The organism is Planococcus antarcticus DSM 14505 (genome assembly GCF_001687565.2).
Classification (GTDB): Bacteria; Bacillota; Bacilli; order Bacillales_A; family Planococcaceae; genus Planococcus; species Planococcus antarcticus.
The window spans coordinates 734,974-752,259 of the sequence record NZ_CP016534.2 but is presented as its reverse complement, the minus strand read 5'-3'; the positions used below and the strand labels follow the sequence as shown (position 1 = coordinate 752,259).

Sequence of the window (17,286 nt, the reverse complement as noted above, 5' to 3'; positions counted from 1 at the left end):
GTTCCTCCTATTTATTCAATTCCGCTAACACATCAAGCGCTGCTTGCGCCATCAGTTCTGTCCCGATCGACAAGGCTTGTTCGTCGATCATAAAGCCGGGGTCATGAAGCGGTTTTTGATGTTCCCCGACCGAAGTCCCGAGCCAGTAATAGACTCCTTCGTATTTCTTTAAGAAGCGTCCGAAATCTTCTCCTGCCATGCTGCCGATAACTTCCGGTGTGCCTTCATCGCCTAATTGACGCTTGGCCGACTTCCGGACCACCTCAGCCCAGCGTTTTGTATTGATGGTTGCCGGATACCCGTCCGAATAATCGATTTCACATGTACCGCCCATCATTTCCGCAGTCCCTTGGACGACTTCATGAAAACGCTTTTTCAATAGTTTCTTCGTGTCGTCCGATAGCGAACGGATCGTCCCTTCGAGTACTACGGTATCCGCCACGACATTGTAGCGGTAGCCCCCTGTAATTTTCCCGATGGTGATGACGCCGGAATCCATCGGGTTGGCGTTACGGCTGATGATGGTCTGTATGGCTGAAATTACTTGATTGGCGACGATAATCGCATCGACTGTTTGATGAGGCATCGATGCATGCCCCCCCGCTCCGTGGATTGTTACTTGGAAACGGTCGGAATTCCCCATAATGGCTCCGTCAATGACGCCGACTTGCCCAGCCGGAAGACCCGGCCAGACGTGCTGAGCCAGTAAAACATCCGGTTTGTATTGGTCGAAAACGCCGTCTTCCATCATCTGCTCCGAGCCGCCAGTTGGTGCATTTTCTTCGGCTGGCTGAAAAATGAGCAAAATCGTTCCTGTAATATTCTGTTTCTGGTCTTGGAGCAGTTTCCCCACTCCCAAAAGCATCGCCGTATGGGCGTCATGGCCGCATGCGTGCATTTTTCCATCGACTTTGGACTTGAACGGAACATCCGCTTTCTCTAAAATCGGCAATGCGTCAATATCAGCGCGCAAACCGACCGTTTTTCCTGGCTTGTCCCCTTGAATGACGCCGAGCACACCCGTTTTTGCATATCCGGTAGAATAATGGATGCCGTATTCGTCGAGCTTTGCTTGTATCTTTCGAGAAGTTTCCGTTTCTTCGCCGCTCAATTCAGGATTTTCGTGAAGATCCCGTCGAAATGCGCGGATATCTTCAACTAATTCTTGTGCTTGCTCCTTCACCCTTGTCACCTACTTTTCTGATTTAAGGAAATAGACCATAATCATTCCGTTAATAAAAAGTGTACCTTACTTCACTTGCAGAATGCTAGATTAATTTTGATTTTTCTGAATATAATTACAATAAAAAAAGAAGCTTCGCTGTTATAGCGGGCTTCTGTTGCTGTTGACAAACAATTTTTTTACTGGCTGATTGGACTTGAAGATCAAATTAAGGTCAAACGAATAAGGAGTACGGTTACTAGATTGTGTTTCCAAATAGTCAGCTAACCGGGCTAATAGAATTACGCATTTCCTGCAGTTCCCAAATGGCCCCTGTGAACGGAACAATTCAAACACAATTTATACGGCTGCATAAAAGGAAGCTCTTCTTTCTCAAATATTGAAGTAGCAAGTATCTACGTGTATGGAGTATAAATTATGTTGTATAATCAGAATTGTTTAGAGTTTTTTCTTACACAGGGGTGTTTTTTAAGATAAGAGTACGCTATTTCCGACTTTTTAGAGTCTCGTCGAAGCTTGTTCCTTATTCAGTTCAAGCGACTTAATGCGAGGCTTGATTTTCTCTTCCTATTTCTCGGGAAAATCAATTGCCAACCAATCAATAAAGTCGCTACCAAAATAACGAGGTAAATGTAAATACCGTAATCATTTAGATTGGCGATGAAATGAGCACCAATGAAAACACCTGTTATAAGTGTAAGAAGCAGCATCTTCGCGCCGCCTGCATCTTGAGTAAACTCAAACGAAGTGGAAAAAGGAAATTCATCTTCATTGACCATTTTATGTGTAAACAGGGTTTGCAGAAGACCTCCAAGAAAAACGGCTGCCAGATCCGGAAGAATTCTCGCCGTGAAAATCCAGATAAATACAAAAGAGACCACAATGAAAACCGGAAGATACAATTTTACAAAAAAGGCTTTTAATGCACCACTGTAAGCACGGGAAATCTGCTCAATCGGTGCCGCTTTAAAAATCCAGCTGCCTTTATAGCCTTCTGAAAACCTCAGCATGTAAACGAAGCTTGGAATCATGAAATTACAGAAGTAGATAAATAAAAACATATTGCCCCCTGAAATCTCTTCTAGCCCACCTTCCGCTGGATAGGTGAAGATAAAGAGGAATGGGAAAAAAATCGACATCCCGAGTGCCGGGAAAACCTTTAACTTGAATTCCCGTTCTTTTTTCATCATTGACGCAGCAAAACGGAAAAATGTCCGTTCTTCTTTGGAACGGCAAAATAGTTTTGCCTCGATTTCATCCGGCCAATTTCTTTTTTGTTTGCGGGTTTTAGTATCATTTAAAAGCTTTTCGAGATTCCGTTCAAATGACGGCATTAGTTTTGCATAGCCATAAATAGCAATGATCGGCACCAGTACTGCCAGCATGGTAAAAGCCAACAAATAAACGGAAGAATTGCCAGTCAGGAAGACTTCAAAAGGCGCTCCATACCAGAGAGACGGAATCAAGAAATGCCACCAGCTGAACGAATAGATCATATTTAAGTCGACAAATTCAAAAGATCTGATCAGTACTTGATAGCCTACCACTACTCCGACAGACAGCAGAATCTGTACGTAATTGATGATGTCTTTCAGCTTTTCCCCGTCAAAGAAACGTAAGATAAACAAATACAGTAGGGACGTCAGGACGACGACCAACAAAATCGTCAATACGAGTTCGATCAGGAAAATCAAGGAAAAGATCATGCCGTGTTTAAACAATCCTACCAAGAAGGGAATCGCTGTAAAAGCCCCGGCCACAAAAGCCATATAAATCATGATATGGACAATTTTCGCTGCGGCAATGGTTTTTCTATTGATCGGCTTGGTTTGGAGAATGTTTTTGTCTCGGACATCCAGCAGGACCACTGAAAAATCGGAAATCATGGAAGTCATCAAGATAAAAAGAACGATTCCAAAAACGAGGCTCATCTGAAAGATGTAATTTTCTCCAAGCAGCAAGAACGGGATTAAGATCAAACTGTAAAGCCCGTATACCCAAAGAGATTTTAAGAACTGGTTTCCTTCTTTCTTTTTGCCACTATCCCCGAAAATCGTCGGCACACGCCGTTCATCCATCGTCAATTTGATTTGCAGTATTTTTTCCATAACAGCATAATCAACGCCAAGTTTTGTAAAGATGCTTTTAAATGCTGAAAGAATCTTTAGTGATTTAAATTCACGCATACTCCTTGTCTCCCTGCACGATTGACACAAAATCCTGAGCTTTGCTGCGGTGCTCCGTAAAGCCGGTCAGTTGATTGAAAATCCCGGAAAGCGATCCTTCCTGGCTCATTTCCTGCAGTTCTTCAAACGTCCCATCTGCCACTACTTCCCCTTTCACCAAAAGTACGATGCGATTGCTGATTTTCTCTACAAGATCCATAATATGCGATGAATAAAAGATAGTTTTCCCTTGAGCTGCCAGTTGCGCCAGAATTTCCTGGATAACCATCATGCTGTTAGCGTCCAATCCGCTGAGCGGCTCGTCCCAAAACAATAAATCCGGGTCATGAAGTAGACTTGCTATGATCAACACTTTTTGCTTCATGCCTTTTGAAAAGGAAGAAAGTCGGGAATGACCAACATCCCGCAAATCGAATTGTTGCATCAGCCGTTCTGCTTTTGCCTGAGTAGCGTCCCGGTCCATGCCGTAAAGTTCCCCGGTAAACACCAGATACTCCATCGCCGTCAGATTATCGTATGCTTCCGCATTTTCCGGTACATAACCAATCCTTCTTTTATAAAAAGGATCGCCTGAAGAAATATCCTGTCCGAAAATCACAACTTCTCCCTGGTAATCATCTATCAGCCCTAGCATGATTTTTACGGTCGTGCTCTTGCCCGCTCCGTTCGGTCCTATGTATCCAATGATCTGGCCTTTTGTCACTTCGAGATTGATTCCATTCAATATATTTTTGCTGCCATAGTTCATTGTTAGATTCTTAATCGATAAAATTTTGTCGTTTTCTGCCTTCATCTAAAAACCCCCTTAACCTAATTATGTGTTTATTCTATCATCTAATTGGTGTAAGTTGGGATTTTTTACCGATTTAATGGAAAAACAAAAAGCGTGTGATGACAAAGCATATAACCACAAGCTGCTTTTTCATTCTAGCTGCAGCATTAGCTATTCAAACATAAAAAGTTTCCCTTTATGCTCTGCTGCATCTACAGAAATTGTTTCCCCGTCTCCTACTAGAACGGCTGCTGTCTCCTCTTTGTAGCGTTCATCAACATAAATGAACGTATGCCCCTCTGCACTAGTTGAAACGAATAAGTCATCTTCTGCTACCTGCAAATCCATTAAGCCATAACCAGCTCTTGAGTATTCATAAACCGCTATCGCTGGCATTCCATCTATCGTTAGTGCAAACACGGTAAGTTCCCCATCAATCCATTCATCTTGTTTTGTTATCTCGATGTTATCTCTGTCTAGCGTATAACTTTCTCCGTAACCAAATTCGAGCCCCCGCCATAGCTCTTGTTGCGTGGGGAACTCACCAGTTGTCCAATTGCCTGTTTGCTGGACTTGTCCGTTTTTATCGACGTGTAAACTCACACCCATATCTGGAGTCTCTTCATCATTAACATCAAAATAGCCGACTGTATCGCCTTCTTCATACTGCTCAGGAATGACCATGAATTTCCGGTCTGGATAAGTGGTAACTAAATACTCACTGACCTGCTCATACTTCTCTGCATGGATACTGACTTTTAAGTAAGGGTAATACGCATAATACCCAATATACCCAACAACCAATACACTTGTTAAAGCAATTGCCCATTTTTTCCGTTTTTTAAAAATAATCCAGGCTACCGCAACCACGAACAAAACGGCAAGGCCGAACAGAAAAAATGTTATGGTTTCACTGAGACTCATTTTTTTCACCTCTCACATTTCGCTTTTCTAGGAGTGAATTAACTTCTAAATGGTTCCTGTGAACGGAACCATTCATCCGCAATTTATACGGCTGTATAAAAAGACACTCTGCTCCTTAGACTGTGTTGATGTATCGAGTGGAAACAGGTATGAAATATATTTTTTTTGTATTAGCACAAGGGCATGATTGTAATCAATACATGCTTGCTACTCTCGTCGCTTCTTCCTCGAATGCTTCTTTCTGCTCTTCGGTCATATATGTCAAGTCATAGCTGCTATTTTTAGTGGATATAGAATAGAGCTCATTATAGGTATAGAGGTAAACATACTCAAAGCTATACACGGCATTTTCTGCCTCTTTAATATAATCGATTAATCCTTGAACTTCATTAGACTCTTCACCTTCTGCAAAAAGAAATAGATTGTTTTCCTTAAAAATTTTGAAATGACCACTGTTTAACTTATGCGTTTTTTGGGTGAATGCTTCCTTAGTTTCATTGCTTGAACCCCAAACCTCTGCCGGTAAAACATATTTGATTATCCCTTTATCATCTGCTTTTATTCTCACTTTATATTTAACCAATTGTTTTTTCTTCTCAACAGTTAGAACGCTTATATGCTTACCATATAGCTTTGTGAATTGTGCCACTCCATATCTTATTCTTTGTTTCATAGTTCCTGTTACTTCCACGCCGATACTGTCGTCATTACTTTGAATATCGGGTTGATCTCCTAAAAAAGCTTCTGAGTATTTATTGGGATAGATCCTCAGAAGCACTTGTCTGGCATACTCTTCGCGCAACTTTGTTTCATCAATTTTTGTCACTCTAATCACCTCAATTAATCAGTAACTCTTCAATTAAAGCATTTTATGATACGTTTCATACCATCCCAAAGTATTTAAACGCAGCACTAATATCTGCTTGCTTATTTTCAGGACACGGATGTACCCGCTTATCAGGCGAGATTCTTCTTGCAGAAATTCTCGGTTTCAATCCTCGCAGCTCCTTCACGTGAGCAATCCAACATGTTTTTGCTGCATATTCGTTTTCAGTTTTAATAAAAGCTTGAATATCTTTATAAGTCGCCATTCATTTCTCTCCTTCTCCAAAAACCATTTACCTTATTTAAAAATCCGTTTAAATAGACTCGTCTTAAAGTACTTGTCATATTCAATATACCCTTTAAACAACTGCTGATTCAGCAACAACACAGAACTATCTTCATTGATGCATTCTGGCGGCAGGTAGTTCACCAGCGTATCTCGATCTCGTCGGGTTTGACTGGCAAAATTATCAATGTGGACAAGGACTGTATTCTCTTTTCGAAAATCAAACGAGTCCGAATGACTTTTGTATAATTCTCTCCACAAACGTTGCCCTCTTTCTTGGTAATCATTAAATTTCTCTTTTGGAAACCAAACAGGCAATGGCAGTCCACATTCTTTGTAATAGTCCTTAAAAATTTCTCTGGCTCCGCTCAAAAAGTCTTCTGTTGAATAAAATGCTTCACCATGCCTGATCTTTTCACCCATGCGATAAGTAAAATCTTTATAAAGAGTCGAGTTGGTCTCATTCATTAAATTGCTGAGGTACGTACTAGACTCCATTAATTTTTGATTTTGAAAAGTGTTATTGATTTGAAGATAATAGATGCGAGACGAGGATTGAGCGTTCGCATCAAATCCAGTAGCGTTTGTTGTCTCTATCAACACAGGATGTGGCCCAGAAAGATTACTCGTAATGTCTTTTATTAAGCGTTCGCCTTTATCTGCTGCTGTACTTCGAAAAAATTTTGCATCGATCTCATCTATTAACAAAGGACTCACATTTGAAGAGTGAAAAAAGTCATTTAACATATTTCTTGCACTTACTTGTTCATAAGACATATAGGGATTGGTATTCCCCAGCAGCATGCTGATAAATTCTAAAGCGGACGTTTTACCGGACATTGATCGACCAGCGATAATCAAAAAAGGCGGTACATGTCTGCGAACATTTTCGCGTCCTTCTTCATTAACATAATGATCTCTCATTTTCCAAATATGAGCAGAAACAAAGGCATACAAAATCGCCTCGGCAATTCTTGATTGTACTTTCGGATCGTTTTGGACTGTGAATAAATGATAAGAATCAATAAATTTATTGATAAGCTCGAGCTGCTTTTTCAATGATTCAAGGTTATTTATCTTTTGAGTAAACTGAATAAGTGGGTTCTTTTCTTCTCCTTCAGTATAAGGAGCTGGCGTGTAGAGACTCTCGGAGGCTGTGTGGTAGATGAGTTGTTGACGATGATCTGCTTCTGCTGATTTTTTATTCATCTTTGATAACTTGCTTTTTATCGTTACAGTCTTTGTTCTTAAGGTCTTTATCGGCAATAGTTCTCGTTTACCAGACTTTCGGCTAACTCGTGTAATTGTTTCAATTACTTGATTAAACTGAGTCACTTCTTCTTTTTGTCTGTCGATTTTGTCAGCTGCTTGGTGAATTTCTTCAACTTGCGTCTCTGTTAATTCGACCATGATGCGTTGCTTCTCTACTTCATCCAACAGAATATCCATCAACACTTCTGGGTCGGCTATATTGACTGGTTCTAGCAAGATTTTTGATTTAACCTTTTCTGGAATGAAATCAACCGTCTCTTGGTAAATATCTTGAAACCGATTTTGATAAATATCAAATAGTTCATGGTTATCGAAGACCAACAATTCTTCATATTGTTTCTGATTCCCTAGAGCCGTTTCAGTAAAATTTGCCGATCCAATCATCACACGATTCCCTTTTGTTCCACTTAGCAAATAGATTTTCGAATGGATGGGAGTTCCTTTTTTGGAGTAACGGATTTGAAACTGATTGTTTTGTATTTCCTGCTGCACATCTTTTGGCAAGGATTGAAAATAATTAATACGGTTTTCAACATCTAACAAATTTTGTAACCCTTCAGTGAAATTCCCAGCCACATTTCCATCTTCAATGCCCAGAATTAATTGGATAGATTGAAAGCGCTTAGTCGTCTTGAAGAAGAAATGATGAGAGGCTACAAAAGAAATGGCTTTTAGCTCCGTATAGACTTCAGCATCAAAGAGCTCACCCAACGACATCTTTTTAACTTCTCCATTTAGAACAACTTTCAAATAAGACGTTTTCTCGATTTCACCTTTCTCTTCGTTAAATAAGTCTAACTGGCTTTGATCCCTCATCTTTTTGACCTCCTATTAGAGAAAATGTAAAAAACTCCAATTGCTTCAGCATGTGAATATAGTTACAATTACCCTTTAATAGTAACATATTACCATGTCAGATTTCATAATTTTCTGTTTACTTTAAATATCTTTTCAACTTAAAGAGCCTAGAAGAATTTTTCTAGGCTCTTATGCAATACTGTGCTTTACAGATTACAAGGCAGATCTTACTTGCAATCTTCTAAGAAGTGATAAAAACTTTGAATGTTAGCTTACCAGCAGATTCCAAATAGTCCTTCTGAGCGGAATAATTCAAAAACAACTTATACAGCTGTATAAAAAAAAGCTCTTCCCTCTCGAAAATAGATGTAGCAAGTGGATATATCTATAGAGTATAATTTGTGTTATATTATCAGATTTTTTCAGATTCCCCTTCTTATACAGTGGCGCGATTTTTTTATGTATAAAGTATTGAACATTTGTAAAAATGCATGAAGGAAGTGAACAACTCATGACTTATCTATTATTGTTAGTAGGATTTGCTCTTTTGATTAAGGGAGCTGATTATTTTGTCGAAGGAGCCTCAAAAATAGCACAGAGTTTGAGGGTTTCACCATTATTGATTGGCTTAACTATTGTAGCCTTTGGTACGAGTGCACCGGAAGCATCAGTGAGTTTTATTGCTGCCTTTGAAGGAAACAGTGATGTAGCTATCGGAAATGTAGTTGGAAGCAACATCTTTAATATAACTTTCATTTTAGGAGTTACAGCATTAGTTTTTCCTTTGATTGTTCAGAGCGATACAATAAGAAAAGAAATTCCATTCGCCTTGTTGGGCGCAGTTTCATTGCTAGTTTTAATTAGCGATATTCAACTCCAATCTTCAAATACCAATATGATCACACGAACTGAAGGCATTCTTCTGCTACTTTTCTTTGCAATTTTTCTTTACTATGTCTTTGAGATGGCAAGGAACAATCGGGCGCAAGCAGAAGAGAATCCTACTGATATCGAGAACACGCCCAAGATGAAAAATGCAATACTTACTATCGGAGGACTTGCTGCCATTATTTTCGGAGGGAATCTCGTTGTAGAAAACAGCATTCAGATTGCTCTTTCACTTGGAATGAGTGAGACCTTAGTCGGCTTGACAATAGTTGCTGTCGGTACTTCACTTCCTGAGTTAGTCACTTCTATAACCGCAGCCTTAAAGAAACAGACTGAGATTGCTTTAGGAAATATTATTGGCAGTAATATTTTCAATATTTTTTTCATATTAGGAACTTCAGCAACTATCCATCCTTTAGCTGTTGATTCAAAGATATTTTTAGATGTGTGGGTAATGATCTTTGTGACCATTTTATTAATGATCCTAGTAAGAACCCAGTATAAGATTTCAAAAATCGAAGGTGCTATTTTAGCAATCCTCTACATCATTTACGTTATTTTTATTATTTTCAGAAATTAAATAAGATAGAAGTACGAACTATGGATCGCTCAGGTACAGTTATCGAACTGAAAGAAGACTATTCTAGATCGTATTTTTTCTGACTCTTACGAGGTACTGATTGACGGAGATGTTTCAACATGCAAGGTCACAGTTAAGCATTCTCCATTTCAATAAATTCAGAGAACCCTAGTTTCGAAGAGAACTTGTGGCTCTCTTTCGCGCATTTATCATACCATTTCACTTAAATAACGGTCCCAAAATTCACATAAATAAATGTCAGGCTTAAGCAATGCTCATCTACTCCATCGATTTGCGAAATAGTTCATGAGTTAAAAATGTAGGAATGGTCCTATCATGTCTCGAGTGGCTCTACTTTTTGTTCGCAGTGGTTCTATTAGATGACTGTATGCATATGCAAGGTCACAATTTCAAAAAATATGAAAACAAACGAAAAGCAGAGTCCAAATGCGGCTCTGCTTTTCGTTTGTTTTTAATTTTAGCCTTTCAGTAGAATCAAACATTCCCGACTACCGGCTACTGCTGTATCGTTCATTTATTGAGCTTCCAAATCGAGCTGTTCAAGCCCATTGCGAACATGACCCAAGCGATGTAAGGGACCATGAGATTGCCAGCTGTTTGATCGTACCGGTAAAATTCATACGTCGTCCAGGTTATCGTTGCGAGCAGCAAAGCCATTTCCGCAAGCGCAGTGCCGCGTAGCCCCCATTTGAAGAACAGGAATGACCACAAAAAGTTCAGACCCAATTGCAAATTGTAGGGGAGCAGTACTTTCCCTTCTTCTTTTTTCAACGCGGCTTTTTCCGCTGCTCGGTATTTTGCCACTCCCATGGAAGTGTATAAAGCGGTCCATGCCAAGGGAAAGATCCAAGGTGGCGGGGAAAAAGATGGCCTTTTCAATTCAGCGTATTCTTCCTGGGTGTTGCGGTTTGCGAACGCGCCGGCTAATGAGCCACCGACAACTGGCACCATTATGCTCAACGCCAGTTTACCAGGTTGGATCTTGCCATCCACTTTCAGGAACTCCATGTATTATCCTCCTCTGAATTCAGTTGTCTTCTACAAAATCACTCAACAAAACCCTAGTACCGGCCATTTGTGCGCTCCCAGGGAACCATAGAAGGGATTGCCTTCAGGACAGGAGCGCGATTTCCCCAAAAATAATACTGCCTGCGAATTAGTGTGAAGAATGGATAGAATTCTGATGAACACGTGAAAGAATTGTTCATTCTTTTTCTAGCAGTTCCCAATTCCTCTCTATGTTTGGAACAATTATGACTCTCTAGCTTTTTCAGTATTAACGTAAAAGAAATCCGCTCTATAGTTGAATAGGCGGATTTCTTGTGCAGGGCTATGGTATAAGGTGAACTCATGATCTTCGCCTGCTGATACTTCACAAATCAGCTCCGCTTTCGGGAGTCTCGGCTGATTTGCTCCATATCTTTTTATGAGTAAAGCGTCGGCGCATCCAAGGGCTAGGTGAAGCGTTGGTTAAAAGCTAGTTTCTTTAGTTCAACTTATAGAAGTTAAACTTTGAACACTGAATGCTTACTTTTCACCGCTTAATTCTACAAGGATTTTCACTTGTGTTTTATCTTTCGTTAAAGCCTCAAACCCTTTTTCCACAATATCATCTAATTGAATTTGAGAGGTGACAATACTTTGTGGGTTTAATTGGCCCGTCCCCATCAAGTCTACCGTTTGTTGGAATGAAGTGGGTGTATAGGCAATAGAAGATGTAATTTTCACACCGGTATTGGTCAATTGAAGGGGATTCCATTCGATGGGTCTCGCGAAAATAGACACAATCACCATCGTTCCACGTGCTTTTGTTGACGCAATTGCCTGTGTGAATGTTGGCGCGACACCTGCCACTTCAAATGATACATCTACCCCTTCTGGAACAATTGCACGAATTGCTTCTACGGGATTTTCTTTTCCGGAGTTAACAACATGCGTTGCACCCAATTCTTTTGCTTTTTCCAGACGCGTTTCTGATAAATCCAAAACAATGATTTTGCTTGCTCCTGCAGCTTTTGCCGCAATTACGGTCACTAAACCAATAGGTCCAGCACCAAATATTGCTGTAGTATCACCAAATTGAAGTCCGCCTTCTTTAATCGCTTGTACAGCAACGGCTGTTGGTTCAACCAGCGCACCTTCTTGCAGACTTAATGTTTCTGGAAGAAGGTAAACATTCGATTCGGGTGCATTGGCAAAAGTAGTGAATCCCCCATCTCCGTGAAGACCAATAAAGCTGAAACCATCGTATTGATCAATGTCTTCTGGTTTGTTACCAAAAGTTAACGTAGGATTGATTGCAACGCGATCTCCCACTTTGAATTTAGTTACTTGTGACCCTACTTTTTCAATAATGCCTGCAAATTCGTGTCCCATGATAAGCGGTGCTACTTGACCCGTTAATTGGTCCTCTTTTTCAGTAGGGACAAAAACCGGCCCTTCTTGATACTCATGCAAATCGCTGCCGCAAATACCCGCCCAAGCAACACGGACCGTTACTTCATTGTCTTTTAATGCTTTTAACTCCCGTTCTTCGATGCGAATATCTTTTTCTCCATACCATACCGCTGCTTTCATAATAAAATTCCTCCTGAGTTGTGAGTTCTGTAATCTTGAATGCTGTTAATAATATAGGAACATGTAAGGTAGACCCCTAAAAAATTAAACTAAATACCTTGTTTACATATGCCACAAATTAAATATATATGCAACATCATCTTATTCCTCTCGGTTTATATCGTCAATAATACTGCTTGTGTATCTTGCACTACACTGCTTGTTTTTTCTTACTCTTCGTGTGTTAGAAACAACCATAAATGTTTTTAACACACGGATATTTTCTATTTTGCAAAAAAAAACTGATCCAGTCCTACCAATCCCTAAAATGAGTATCTTTATTCGCAAGCGACATTTTTGATTGCATAAATATGCAGTAAGACCTCTTCTTTTTCGCATGGGAGTGATAGTCTTTTTCAATCGGCATGCCCTATCTCCTTTTAGTTGGGTTTGATCGTTTATGAACCCACTCACTTTTTGACTGAAGAAGGACAAGCTCGAGAACCCGTCGTGCCATAAAATTGAACCCGCGCGGACACGTGTTAGAACCATATCGGACATTAGAGAACTACTCACAAAAATAAGAAAACCGCTTGAGAAAAGTTGTTTCTCTCAGAGCGGCGATGCGTGCAGTATAAATTATCGTGTACAGACAAAATCGTTCAGGATCGTGCCTTCTCCTACAATGCGGTCCTGTTCATTTCCAAACAACGGGAATTGGACCGACTGCCAGCAATTGCTCCATAAACTGATTAGGAAGTCTGCTACGCCGGGAACGGCTCAATTCACAAACAATTTATATTCTGGAGTCAAGCGGTTATGGCATAGCTCGAAATATTGACTTTTCAGTTCTTCGGATGTATAAATTATATTTTGTAGTGCATAGTCAAAATCGTTTAGAATCGCTTCTTTCCCTGAAGCGATTCCGGTGTGCCGCTCATACTTGTCTTAAAATTCTTCATGAGTAGCTGGGTCCATGTCAAACAGTCTGCCATCCGGCCGGGTCAATCCTGCGATCGCAGTCATTTCAGCTTCGCTTAAAGCGAAATCAAAAATAGCCAGGTTTTCTCGCTGCCGCTGCGGTGAAGTGGAGCGCGGAATTGATACAGAGCCGATCTGGTATTGCCAGCGCAACACGACCTGAGGAATTGTCTTGTTATGGGCTTCGGCAATTTTGTTGATTGTGTCATTCGATAGAATATCCTTTGCCTTCGCTATCGGGCTCCACGATTGCGTTTGGATATGGTGTTCCGCGTGCACGTTCCGCTGCTGTTCCTGATTAAAGAACGGATGCAATTCAACTTGATTGAGACTCGGCGTTACTCCGGTCTCTCCAATAATGCGCTCTAAGTGTTCAGGCAAGAAGTTACTGACGCCAATCGACCGGACGAGTCCCCATTTTTTCGCATCAATCAAGGCTTGCCATGCTTCCACATAGGAGTCTTGATTCGGCATCGGCCAGTGGATTAAATACAGATCAAAATAATCCAGCTTCGAACGGTACAGCGATTCTTGAATCGCAACTAGCGCTTTTTCGTACGTATGGTAACGGCCAGGCAGCTTAGAGGTCACCCACAGCTCTTCACGTGAAACACCACTGCGTTTAATGCCTTCACCCACCGCTCCTTCGTTCTCGTAATTATACGCCGTGTCAATCAAACGGTAACCGGCATTGATCCCACTGCTGACTGCGTTCGCCCCTGCATTGCCCCAAAGTCCATATGTACCGAGTCCGGTAACCGGCAACTTTGTTCCGTCGTTCAACGTTACTTCTGGTATTGCTCCTTCCATCTACTTCCACTCCTCTCGTTTCTATTTTCAGATTACTCTTACATCATCACAAACTCAAATTATTCGGTCCTTGAAATCTCTGCCGCAACCTCCAGTCAAACAGAATTGGCTCTGAATGAAACTCCTGTTGAAATCTGGACTTTATTTAAAATTAAGAATTGGTGTACAATTAAAGCTAGTCTATTACATACAGTTAGGAGCCTACAGATGGAGAAAACCTCATTCAAACTAAACGAAGCAACAATCGAAGACATTCAACAGGCTTTTCAGGAAAACAGGCTAACATCTCTAGAGTTGGTACAGGCCTATCTCGACCGGATCGAAACATTCGACCGCAATGGCCCGAAAATCAATTCCGTCTTAACCATCAATCCAAATGCACTGAAAATCGCAGCCGAGCTGGATGAGTTGCGTGGCCAGGAAGGACAGGGACCGCTTTACGGCATTCCCGTACTACTCAAAGACAATATCGAAACGACGGACCCGATGCCGACGACAGCCGGCGCGATCGCACTAGAGCGGAACTTCGCACAGCGGGATTCCTTTGTTGCGTCGCAGCTGCGGAATGCCGGCGCGATCATTCTCGGCAAAGTGAATCTGAGCGAATGGGCGTATTTCATGTCGAAAGATGGCCTGAGCGGTTACAGCTCACTCGGCGGCCAAGTGCTTAACCCTTACGGAGTCGATACTTTTAAAGCCGGAGATGTCGGCGGATCGAGTTCAGGGACAGGTGCTGCCATCGCGTCGAATTTTGCCGTTGTCGGCGTCGGCACTGAAACTTCGGGTTCGATTTTGAGCCCGGCCAGCGCTAATTCCATCGTCGGCATCAAGCCGACGGTCGGCCTCATCAGCCGCTCGCGCATCATCCCGATTTCCGAAAGCCAGGATACCGCAGGACCGATGGCGCGCACCGTTACAGATGCCGCTATCCTGCTCGGCGCTTTGACTGGCGTCGATGAGCAGGACCCGGCAACACAGGCAAGCGCCGGGCGGGCATTGACTGATTACACACCACACTTGAAAATGGGTGGCTTGAAAGGTTCCCGCATTGGCGTCGATCTTTCCTTCTTGAACAATGAAGAACCAGAAGAACGGGCGATCATGATTGAGGCGATCGAACAGTTGAAACTGCTCGGCGCCATCGTCGAAGAAGTGACGATTCCCAAGCAGTCATTCGAATCGGACGTCTTGTGGTATGAATTCAAGCGAAGCGTCAACGAATATTTGCGCACCGTGCCTGACGAGGTAGCGGTCAAATCACTGGCGGATGTCATCGAATTCAATAAACAAGACCCGGAGCGCCGGATGAAATTCGGCCAGGCGGAACTGGAAAAGTCGCAGTCCTTAAGTGACGATTCAGCTGACCCGACATACGTGGAACACCGCCAAACCGATTTGCGTCATTCTACTCTAGAAGGCCTGGATCTGGTCATGAGCGAACACCAGTTGGATGCGCTGTTATTCCAAAACAACCGCGGCGCTGCTTTGCCGGCAAAAGCGGGCTATCCGTCCATCACTGTCCCTACCGGCTACACGAGCAGCGGGCATCCAGTCGGTATTACGTTCAGCGCGCAGGCTTTCAGTGAACCTCGCTTAATCGAACTGGCCTACTCCTATGAACAAGCGACCCAGAAACGGAAGGCACCTGATTTCAGTAAGTACACAGTAACGAACACCTTCCAATAGAAGATTCTTCACGAGATCCCCCTTCCAGATGTGAATTTTGGAAGGGTTTTTCACGATTTTTTCCTGTGTGCTGTACAACTAATAAAGATGAATAAACTAAAAAAGACACACTACCTTTTGCTTTCCTATCCTCAATACTGATGAAAATCGTTTTGGAGTCTAGAGAGAAATGGATGATATACTAAACTACGGTGAAAATACTACGTAAAGGAGATGGTGGTTAAACTATGATGCGATCCTTTCATTTCAGTGGTAGTCGAATCGTCAAAACAGGGATAGCTATCTTTTTAACAGCCGTTATTTGTGAATGGTTCGGTTGGCCACCTGTCTTTGCGGTCATCACGGCCATTGTGACAATTGAGCCGACTGTTAGCGATTCGATTAAAAAGGGACTGGTCCGGTTCCCGGCATCTGCTATTGGCTCTGCATTCGCTGTTCTCTTTATCACACTCTTCGGGAATTCCCCGATCACCTATACACTCGCTGCGGTTGCCACGATTTTAGTGTGTTATAAATTCAATCTGCATGCCGGCTTACTCGTTGCCACTTTGACATCCGTTGCGATGGTCGAAGTTATCCATGACCATGTCTTAATCTCGTTCTTTATTCGATTGGGGACAACGACGATTGGGTTGCTCGTGTCTACCGCTGTAAACATGCTCGTTTTCCCGCCAAACTATCGAGCAGATATTCTAAAAAGCATCCAAAGCATCAGTGAACGTGCAGGAACGATGCTGGAACACACATTCCACACAATTCTGTTCAACAGTGATGCGAACCGTCAAGAAGATCAGGAACTTGTGAAGCGACTGACTACGGAAATCAGAAAGACGGAGAAATTAATTCATTACCATCGGGATGATTTCAGTTTATACCCCTGGGTCCGCGAACGGGAAGCTGAGCTTCGCATGGCGGAAAGGCAATTGCTCTTTTTACATAACCTCGAGTTCCATTTGGATGCTTTACTTCGTATCCCGTTTCATAGTATTAAGTGGTCACCAGCTGAGCGGAATATCATTATGCATGCCGTTACCGAGCTTGCGAACGACTTGCAGAATTCCAATGAATACAATCACGAAAAGCACCAGCACCAATTAAAAATCATTGCAGACTTTTTTTGGGAAGACAGCAAAGGCGTAACAACAAGCGACGCCCTGCACCCCACCTTGTTCCCACCAGAGTTCAAGATCCTTTACGAGCTCATCACGATCTATGATTTAGTGGATAAGTTTTTCGATCCGAATAGCGTGAAGATCACGAAGGAAGCGGCAGAATAATGGGGATGATTTGAATTCGATTAACTGCTATTAAAAACGGCCGTGTCAGAAACTAAATAGTTTCTGACACGGCCGTTTTTAATATTGTCGCTTCCCAGGGAGCGGAACAATTCCCAAACAATTGAGAATCCTAAATAACCCCGAATAGCTATAGCTAGAAATGTTAACTTTATAGACCTACTCATGAATGAACTATAAATTGCAGTGTATTGTCAAAATCGCTTAGAATTGTTTATTTCCC

General features: G+C 41.9%; 13 protein-coding genes. 3 read left to right on the top strand and 10 right to left on the bottom strand.

All coding sequences use genetic code 11. From position 1 onward, the window contains the following. Positions 1-7 precede the first annotated feature (7 nt). From BBH88_RS03820 to BBH88_RS03790, 7 genes are all read right to left on the bottom strand, one after another. A complete protein-coding gene (locus BBH88_RS03820; RefSeq protein WP_065537238.1) occupies positions 8-1,183 on the bottom strand; it encodes a M20 metallopeptidase family protein in 1,176 nt (391 codons plus the stop codon). A 527-nt stretch (positions 1,184-1,710) separates the two neighbouring features. After that, a complete protein-coding gene (locus BBH88_RS03815; protein WP_006830661.1) occupies positions 1,711-3,369 on the bottom strand; it encodes a hypothetical protein in 1,659 nt (552 codons plus the stop codon). Further along, on the bottom strand, positions 3,362-4,162 hold the full coding sequence (locus tag BBH88_RS03810) for an ABC transporter ATP-binding protein (RefSeq protein ID WP_006830660.1): 801 nt from the start codon (positions 4,160-4,162) through the stop codon (positions 3,362-3,364). The genes BBH88_RS03815 and BBH88_RS03810 overlap by 8 nt, the downstream gene beginning before the upstream one ends. Positions 4,163-4,312: 150 nt before the next feature. Then, a complete protein-coding gene (locus BBH88_RS03805; RefSeq protein WP_065537239.1) occupies positions 4,313-5,065 on the bottom strand; it encodes a hypothetical protein in 753 nt (250 codons plus the stop codon). Positions 5,066-5,258: 193 nt separating this feature from the next. Then, positions 5,259-5,891: a hypothetical protein gene (locus tag BBH88_RS03800; RefSeq protein ID WP_065537240.1), complete on the bottom strand. Its 633-nt coding sequence runs from the start codon at positions 5,889-5,891 to the stop codon at positions 5,259-5,261. 55 nt (positions 5,892-5,946) lie between these two features. Next, positions 5,947-6,156 carry a hypothetical protein gene (locus BBH88_RS03795; protein ID WP_006830657.1) on the bottom strand — a complete coding sequence of 70 codons (210 nt, stop codon included), beginning with the start codon at positions 6,154-6,156 and terminating at the stop codon, positions 5,947-5,949. A gap of 32 nt (positions 6,157-6,188) precedes the next feature. After that, positions 6,189-8,264: a phospholipase D family protein gene (locus tag BBH88_RS03790; RefSeq protein ID WP_065537241.1), complete on the bottom strand. Its 2,076-nt coding sequence runs from the start codon at positions 8,262-8,264 to the stop codon at positions 6,189-6,191. Between the two features lie 493 nt (positions 8,265-8,757). On the opposite strand from BBH88_RS03790, the gene BBH88_RS03785 reads away from it, so the two are divergent. After that, positions 8,758-9,714 carry a calcium/sodium antiporter gene (locus tag BBH88_RS03785; RefSeq protein WP_065537242.1) on the top strand — a complete coding sequence of 319 codons (957 nt, stop codon included), beginning with the start codon at positions 8,758-8,760 and terminating at the stop codon, positions 9,712-9,714. A gap of 531 nt (positions 9,715-10,245) precedes the next feature. On the opposite strand, the gene BBH88_RS03780 is transcribed toward BBH88_RS03785, so the two are convergent. The 3 genes from BBH88_RS03780 to BBH88_RS03770 all read right to left on the bottom strand — a co-directional run bounded on the left by BBH88_RS03780 (position 10,246) and on the right by BBH88_RS03770 (position 14,082). Beyond that, on the bottom strand, positions 10,246-10,743 hold the full coding sequence (locus tag BBH88_RS03780; protein ID WP_065537243.1) for a TspO/MBR family protein: 498 nt from the start codon (positions 10,741-10,743) through the stop codon (positions 10,246-10,248). A gap of 519 nt (positions 10,744-11,262) precedes the next feature. Then, complete coding sequence (locus BBH88_RS03775; RefSeq protein ID WP_065537244.1) at positions 11,263-12,312, bottom strand: 2,3-butanediol dehydrogenase; 1,050 nt, start codon at positions 12,310-12,312, stop codon at positions 11,263-11,265. A 927-nt stretch (positions 12,313-13,239) separates the two neighbouring features. After that, on the bottom strand, positions 13,240-14,082 hold the full coding sequence (locus tag BBH88_RS03770; protein ID WP_065537245.1) for an aldo/keto reductase: 843 nt from the start codon (positions 14,080-14,082) through the stop codon (positions 13,240-13,242). Positions 14,083-14,289: 207 nt separating this feature from the next. Here BBH88_RS03770 and BBH88_RS03765 point away from each other — a divergent pair, with 207 nt between their 5' ends. Further along, positions 14,290-15,768: an amidase family protein gene (locus BBH88_RS03765; protein WP_006830652.1), complete on the top strand. Its 1,479-nt coding sequence runs from the start codon at positions 14,290-14,292 to the stop codon at positions 15,766-15,768. A 230-nt stretch (positions 15,769-15,998) separates the two neighbouring features. Beyond that, positions 15,999-17,045 carry an FUSC family protein gene (locus tag BBH88_RS03760; RefSeq protein WP_065537410.1) on the top strand — a complete coding sequence of 349 codons (1,047 nt, stop codon included), beginning with the start codon at positions 15,999-16,001 and terminating at the stop codon, positions 17,043-17,045. Positions 17,046-17,286: the final 241 nt, after the last annotated feature.

Excerpts from the sequence above, each read along its gene's own strand:
- BBH88_RS03815 (WP_006830661.1), bottom strand. The coding sequence starts at position 3,369 with ATGCGTGAATTTAAATCACTAAAGATTCTTTCAGCATTTAAAAGCATC.
- BBH88_RS03810 (WP_006830660.1), bottom strand. The coding sequence starts at position 4,162 with ATGAAGGCAGAAAACGACAAAATTTTATCGATTAAGAATCTAACAATG.
- BBH88_RS03805 (WP_065537239.1), bottom strand. The coding sequence starts at position 5,065 with ATGAGTCTCAGTGAAACCATAACATTTTTTCTGTTCGGCCTTGCCGTT.
- BBH88_RS03795 (WP_006830657.1), bottom strand. The coding sequence starts at position 6,156 with ATGGCGACTTATAAAGATATTCAAGCTTTTATTAAAACTGAAAACGAA.
- BBH88_RS03790 (WP_065537241.1), bottom strand. The coding sequence starts at position 8,264 with ATGAGGGATCAAAGCCAGTTAGACTTATTTAACGAAGAGAAAGGTGAA.
- BBH88_RS03785 (WP_065537242.1), top strand. The coding sequence starts at position 8,758 with ATGACTTATCTATTATTGTTAGTAGGATTTGCTCTTTTGATTAAGGGA.
- BBH88_RS03780 (WP_065537243.1), bottom strand. The coding sequence starts at position 10,743 with ATGGAGTTCCTGAAAGTGGATGGCAAGATCCAACCTGGTAAACTGGCG.
- BBH88_RS03775 (WP_065537244.1), bottom strand. The coding sequence starts at position 12,312 with ATGAAAGCAGCGGTATGGTATGGAGAAAAAGATATTCGCATCGAAGAA.
- BBH88_RS03770 (WP_065537245.1), bottom strand. The coding sequence starts at position 14,082 with ATGGAAGGAGCAATACCAGAAGTAACGTTGAACGACGGAACAAAGTTG.
- BBH88_RS03765 (WP_006830652.1), top strand. The coding sequence starts at position 14,290 with ATGGAGAAAACCTCATTCAAACTAAACGAAGCAACAATCGAAGACATT.
- BBH88_RS03760 (WP_065537410.1), top strand. The coding sequence starts at position 15,999 with ATGCGATCCTTTCATTTCAGTGGTAGTCGAATCGTCAAAACAGGGATA.